6 protein-coding genes and 1 pseudogene are annotated in these 5,912 nt (G+C 70.4%); 5 read left to right on the top strand and 2 right to left on the bottom strand.

From position 1 onward, the window contains the following. The 5 genes from EHS43_RS35200 to EHS43_RS35180 form a co-directional block, all read left to right on the top strand. A partial coding sequence (locus tag EHS43_RS35200) for an FAD-dependent monooxygenase (RefSeq protein ID WP_312023462.1) occupies positions 1 to 1,253 on the top strand: 1,253 nt, incomplete at its 5' end. Between the two features lie 56 nt (positions 1,254 to 1,309). Next, positions 1,310 to 1,750 (top strand): hypothetical protein, encoded by a 441-nt coding sequence (locus EHS43_RS35195; RefSeq protein ID WP_125194696.1) that lies wholly within the window; start codon positions 1,310 to 1,312, stop codon positions 1,748 to 1,750. Beyond that, positions 1,747 to 2,703, top strand: coding sequence for an amidohydrolase family protein (locus tag EHS43_RS35190; RefSeq protein WP_125194695.1), 957 nt, complete (start codon positions 1,747 to 1,749; stop codon positions 2,701 to 2,703). Before EHS43_RS35195 ends, EHS43_RS35190 begins: the two co-directional genes overlap by 4 nt. Positions 2,704 to 2,895: 192 nt before the next feature. Continuing rightward, positions 2,896 to 3,591 (top strand): VOC family protein, encoded by a 696-nt coding sequence (locus EHS43_RS35185; RefSeq protein WP_185806550.1) that lies wholly within the window; start codon positions 2,896 to 2,898, stop codon positions 3,589 to 3,591. A gap of 33 nt (positions 3,592 to 3,624) precedes the next feature. After that, positions 3,625 to 4,935, top strand: coding sequence for an MFS transporter (locus tag EHS43_RS35180; protein WP_125194693.1), 1,311 nt, complete (start codon positions 3,625 to 3,627; stop codon positions 4,933 to 4,935). A gap of 47 nt (positions 4,936 to 4,982) precedes the next feature. On the opposite strand, the gene EHS43_RS35175 is transcribed toward EHS43_RS35180, so the two are convergent. Together EHS43_RS35175 and EHS43_RS47180 are read right to left on the bottom strand one after the other, a co-directional pair. Further along, positions 4,983 to 5,702, bottom strand: a complete 720-nt coding sequence (locus EHS43_RS35175) for a FadR/GntR family transcriptional regulator (protein ID WP_125194692.1) — start codon at positions 5,700 to 5,702, stop codon at positions 4,983 to 4,985. Beyond that, positions 5,702 to 5,912 (bottom strand): annotated as a pseudogene (locus tag EHS43_RS47180) (aldo/keto reductase); the annotation flags it as partial. The pseudogene EHS43_RS47180 and the gene EHS43_RS35175, both read right to left, overlap by 1 nt.

Genomic DNA, 5,912 nt, shown 5'->3' with positions numbered 1-5,912 from the left:
ACCTCCACCTCCGACCCGGAATCCGCACCGCGGACCGCGGCCCAACTCGAGGAGACGTCCTGATGTCCCCGTACGCCCACGCCCGCGCCCTCGTGATCGGCGGCTCCATCGGCGGGCTGACCACCGCACTGCTGCTCCGGGACCTCGGTTTCGACGTCGACGTCTTCGAGCGCACCCCGACACCCCTGGACGGCCGAGGCGGCGGGATCGTGCTGCAGCCCGACACCGTCCGATGGTTCACGGAGCGCAGCGACCAGCACCCCGAGAACCTGTCCACCTCCACCGACCACGTGCAGTACCTCGGCCCCGACAACGAGATCATCCACCGGGAGGAGCGCCGCTGGACCTACACCTCCTGGGGCACCTTCTACCGCGCCCTGCTCGCCGACTTCGGCACCGAGCGCTACCACCTGGGCGAGTTCGCCTGCGGCGTCACCCAGGACGCCGACCGTGCCACCGTCCGCTTCGTCAGCGGACGGACGGCGGAAGCGGAACTGGTGGTCTTCGCCGACGGCATCACCTCCGTCGGCCGCCGGCTGCTCGACCCCGACTTCGCCATGGAGTACTCCGGCTACATCGGCTGGCGAGGCACCGTACCGGAGCGGCAACTGCCCCCGGCGGTACGGTCACTGCTGGGCAACGCCATCTCCTACAGCGTCGTCCCGCACTCCCACATCACGCTCTACCCGATCCCGGGCGAGACCGGCACCGGCCCGCAGGACCGGCTGATGAACTACGTCTGGTACCGCAACGTGCCGAGCGGCCCGGAACTGGCCGAGATGCTGATCGACAAGCGCGGCTTCACCGGCACCGTCTCGCTGCACCCCGGCCAGGTCCAGGACCGCTACGTCGACGAGATGCGCGCGACCGCCGCGCAGTTGCTGGCTCCGGCCGCGGCCGAAGTGGTCCTCGGCACCGAACAGCCCTACATCCAGGTCGTCTCCGACGTCCGGTCGGCGAAGATGGCCGACGGCCGGATCGCCCTGCTCGGCGACGCGGCATCCGCCGCCCGCCCCCACGCCGCCGCCGGCACGGCCAAAGCCGCAGCCGACGCCTGGGCCCTGGCCGACGCACTGACTTCCTCCGAGGGCGACATCCCCGCTGCCCTGCGCAAATGGGAGCCCGCGCAGCTCGAATTGGCCGCCAGGCTGCTGGACCGGGTCAAGGACATGGGCGAGCGCTCCCAGTTCCACAACTCCTGGACCCCCGGCGACCCCAGCCTCCGCTTCGGCCTCTACGGCCCGGGCCACTGAACACCCGCACCGCACCACGCACCCCGCACTCCACACCCGAAAGGAACAGATCCGAGATGACCGACACCGCGTTCCTGTCCGACCTGCCGCTGGCCGGCGAACTGATCGGCAGCGACTTCGAGGGCTGGAGCCCCGAACTGCGCGCCGAGTTCGACGCCCACGCCCACGACGGAGCCGTCGGCTCACGGCTGCTCAGCCAGAACGACCGCGTACGGGTCTGGGAGATCCGCCTCGCGCCCGGCGAGCGCTGGCACGCCCACCGGCACGTGCTCGACTACTTCTGGACCGCGGTGAACGCAGGCCGAAGCCGCCAGCACACCAGCGACGGCACCACCCGCGACGTCTCCTACGCCGCGGGCGAGACACGGCACTTCACCTTCGCGGCCGGACAGTACCTCCTCCACGACATCGAGAACGTGGGGGACACGGAGCTGGTGTTCACCACCGTCGAGCACCTCGACAGCGCCAACGAGCCGCTCCCGCTGGACCCCGCATGACCGGCGGGATCGACATCCACGCGCACTGGCTGCCCACGGAGCTGTTCGGGCTGCCGCCCGGCGCGCCCTACGGGCCGCTGCGGGACCGCGACGGCGAACTCCACCTCGGAGACGTCCCGTTGTCCATCGCCACCCGCGCGATGAGCGACATCGCGGCGATCCGCACCGACATGGCCGAAGCCGGCATCGCCGTCCGGGTCCTGTCCGCGCCGCCCTTCGCCTTTCCGGTGGCCGGACCGGCGACCGACTACGTCGACGCGTTCAACGACGCACTCGCCGCCGCGGTCGCCGACTCCGAGGGCGCGTTGGCCGGGTTCGGCCTGGTACCCCTGGACAGCGCCGCGACGGCGACCACCCGCCTGGAGACTCTGGCCGCGACGCCCGGCATCGTCGGCGTGGCGATCCCCCCGCTCCTCGGCAGCGAGTCCCTCGACTCCGGCGTCCTGAGGCACGTGCTCACCGAGTGCACACGGCTCGGACTCACCGTGCTGGTGCACCCCATGCAACTGTCCCGGCCGGAATGGTCGCACCACTACCTGGTCAACCTGGTCGGCAACCCCGTGGAGACGGCCACCGCCGTGGCCGCCCTGCTGCTGGGCGGCGTACACGAGGCGCTGCCCGGACTGCGGATCTGTTTCGTGCACGGCGGCGGCTGTGCCCCGTCTCTCCTGGGACGCTGGGACCACGGCTGGCACGCGCGCCGAGACGTCCGCCGGGACTCGGCCCGCCCACCCGGCGAGGCGGCACGGGAGCTGTACTTCGACACGGTCACACACGATCCGGCCCTGCTCGACCTCCTGGTCCAACGGGTCGGGAAACAGGCCGTGTTGTGCGGCAGCGACTACCCGTTCGACATGGCGCAGAGCGATCCCCTCACCTTCGCCACGGCAGGGGGCCTGGACGCCGACACCCTGACCGCCAATGCACGCGCCTACCTCGGATGGGCGCCGTAAGCACCTGAGGCAGCGGTCACCGGTGAGCCGGCCCCGCGGGCCACCAGGAGCGACGACAACTCCCTCATCGACCGGCCGCCCAACTGCGCAGCGAGGCCAGGGCGTTGTGAAGAAACGGGTCGGCCCTCGCCCTCGTCCCCATCGGGCCTGCGCCCCAGAGGGCCGCTCCTCCCTCAACGACAGGAAAGCACCTTGATCAGCCTTGACCACATAGCCGTCTGGTCGGACAACCTGTACCGGACAACGGCCGACCTGAGCCGTGCCACCGGCCTGGGCAGCGCCGACGGCGGCTACTTCCCCGGCCTGGGCCTCGGACAGAAGCTGCTGTCCCTCGGCGGCCTCGTCTACATCGAGGTCGAAAGCATCGTCGATCACCGCATGATCGCCGAACGGGCGCCGATCGCTCTGGAGCTGGAGCGCCAGACCGCCCGGGGCGACTGCTTCGCCGGACTCTGCCTGCGCAGCGACAACCTCGACGAGGTGGCCGAGTTCGCCCGTCACCGCGGTGTCACACCGAGTGGCGACATCGCGGGTGGAAAGGTGCGCATGGTCCCTGCGCAAGGCACCTCACCGTCGGTGCACGCGCCGGACTTCCGCAACTCCTGGCTGCTCGGCAAGCCCAACATCTACTACGTCCCCGACCTGACCCACCACTCCAGCCTGCTCGCCCCGCAACCCGGAACCGGTGACGTACGCGGAACGGGGGTCACCGGCATCGAGATCGGCGGCACCGAAGCCGACCTGAAGGCCTGGCTCGGCGACGTCGTCACACCCGCCGAACTCGGCGTGGACATCGTCTTCAACGGCGGTCCCGACGGGCTCTACGCGGTCTCGTTCGACACCACCGACGGCCCCCGGACCATTCGCCTCAACCCGATCACCCACTGAGCCACAGCTCAGCAACACCCCTGGAGCAACCTCGTGCTCACACCCGCTCTGCAAGCCCCCCGCAGGTCGAGATCCCGCACCGTCCGCCGCGCGGCCGTCTCCGGTTTCTTCGGCAGCGCCCTGGAGTACTACGACTTCCTCATCTACGGATCGGCCGCCGCTCTGGTCTTCGGCGACGTCTTCTTCCCGAACTCCGGGCAGAGCGGAACGCTCCTGTCGATCGGCACGTTCGGCGTCGCCTACGTCGCCCGTCCCTTCGGCGCGGTGCTGTGGGGACACGTCGGGGACAAGCTGGGCCGCCGGCTCGCCCTGGTCCTGACGATCGGTCTGATGGGCGTCGCCACCTTCGCCATCGGACTGTTGCCCTCCTACGCCACGATAGGCGTCGCGGCTCCCATCCTGCTCGTCCTGCTGCGACTGGTGCAGGGCCTCTCCGCGGGCGGTGAGTCACCCGGATCGACCTCGCTGACCATCGAGCACGCGCCCGAGAACCGACGCGCCTACTACGCCGGCTTCTCGATGAGCGGGATGCAACTCGGGATGGGGCTGGGCAGCCTGGTCTTCCTGCCGCTGGCCACCCTTCCTGAGCACCAGCTCCTGACCTGGGGCTGGCGGCTGCCGTTCCTGCTCAGTGGTGTGCTGACGATCGTGGGTTACCTGCTCCGGCGCAAGGTCGAGGAGCCGGAGGTGTTCACCGACATGCAGCAGCGCGACGAAGGCGCGTCCCTGCCCATCGCCAGGCTGCTGCGCGAGTACTGGACGGTCACCCTCCGCGTGGCGATCTGCAGCACCATCAATGTCGTCGGCACCATCTTCACCGTCTTCGCCCTCGCCTACGCGACCGGCACCGCCGGCATCTCCCGGCCCGTCATGCTGACCGTCGTGTCGCTGGGCAACCTGACCGCGGTCGTGATGGCCCCGCTGGTCGGACGGCTGTCGGACCGGATCGGCCGCAAGCCGGTGTTCGTCGTCGGCGCACTGGGTTCGAGCCTGTCGCTCCTCGTGCTGTTCAGCGCGATCGACGCGGGCAACATTCCGCTCGTCTTCGCCGCCGGCGTCATCGGGCAGGGCATTCTCTACATCATGCCGATCGGTGTCGGAGCGGCCTACTACCCCGAGCAGTTCCCCGCGCCCGTCCGCTACACCGGCATGGCGGTGGGACTGATGCTCGGCCTGCTCGCATCGGGCTTCGCCCCGACTCTCGCCGAGGCACTCAACGCCGGCGCGAGCACCTGGCACACCATCGTGTGGATCTGCATCTCCGTCTCGGTGGTGTCCTCACTCGCGGCGCTGAGCGGCCGTGAAACACACCGGGTACCGACCCCACAGCTCGGCAGGCGCTGACCGACCGGCTGAAGCCGTGCCGGGTGCCGTCGGGTGCCTCGGCTCTCTCAGAGCTCCGCCGGCGTCGCAGGGAAGGCGCCGGCGGCCGTCAGGTGCTCGCGCAGCCACTGCTCGGTGTTGCTCACGTGCAGGAGTGCGGCGGCATGGGCGAGTGAGCCGTCTCGGGTGGCCAGGGCCGCGTAGATCGCCTCGTGCTCCGCGAGCGTGCGTCCCGCCGCCCGGGAGTCCACGAGGCCGCGCCAGACCCGGGCGCGCAGGGTGCGTCCCGAGATGCCCTCGAGCAGGCTGATCAGCGTCTCGTTGCCGGTGACGTCCACGATGGCGCGGTGGAAGGCGACATCGTGGGCGTTGAGGCGCTCCACGTCCTCGCGTGCTTCCCGCATGGCGTCCAGATGCCGCTTCACCTCGGCCAGCCCCTCGTCCGACAGCCGGGTCGCGGCCAGGGCGGTGGCGGCGGGTTCCAGCAGGCGCCGTACCTCCATGATGTCCAGCACGGCGGAGGGGTCGCCCTGCAGCAGTTCCACCGCCCCGCCGAGCCCTTCGAGGAGCAGTCTCGGCTGCAGACTGGTGACGTAGGTGCCGTCGCCCCGCCTGACTTCCAGCACCCGTGCCACCGAGAGCGCCTTGACCGCCTCGCGGGCGAGGTTGCGGGAGAGCCCGAGCTGGGCGGCCAGTTCCTGCTCGGGGGGCAGCTTGGCACCGGGGGGGAGCGCTCCGGAGGCGATGAGTTCGCGGATCTGCGCGATCGCCTTGTCGGTCAGGGACATCAGGGGCTCCGTTCTGCGGCCGGACCAGGGACGTGGTCCGGAGTGGGCGTGCCGTCCCTGAGGAGCCCTCGGACACGAAGGTCGTCCCACAGGGCGCCGGGGACGGTACTCCCGTGCAATTGTGCGTTACGCGTGACCTGCTCGGCGGTGCGCATGCCGAGGGTGACGTTGACGACGCGGGGGTGGGTGAGGGGGAAGGCGATGGCGGCC

The organism is Streptomyces sp. RP5T (assembly GCF_003933965.1).
Classification (GTDB): Bacteria; Actinomycetota; Actinomycetes; order Streptomycetales; family Streptomycetaceae; genus Streptomyces.
The sequence above is the reverse complement of the archived record's forward strand: the minus strand, read 5'-3'. Positions and strand labels throughout refer to the sequence as shown.

Excerpts from the sequence above, each read along its gene's own strand:
- EHS43_RS35175 (WP_125194692.1), bottom strand. The coding sequence starts at position 5,702 with ATGTCCCTGACCGACAAGGCGATCGCGCAGATCCGCGAACTCATCGCC.
- EHS43_RS35195 (WP_125194696.1), top strand. The coding sequence starts at position 1,310 with ATGACCGACACCGCGTTCCTGTCCGACCTGCCGCTGGCCGGCGAACTG.
- EHS43_RS35190 (WP_125194695.1), top strand. The coding sequence starts at position 1,747 with ATGACCGGCGGGATCGACATCCACGCGCACTGGCTGCCCACGGAGCTG.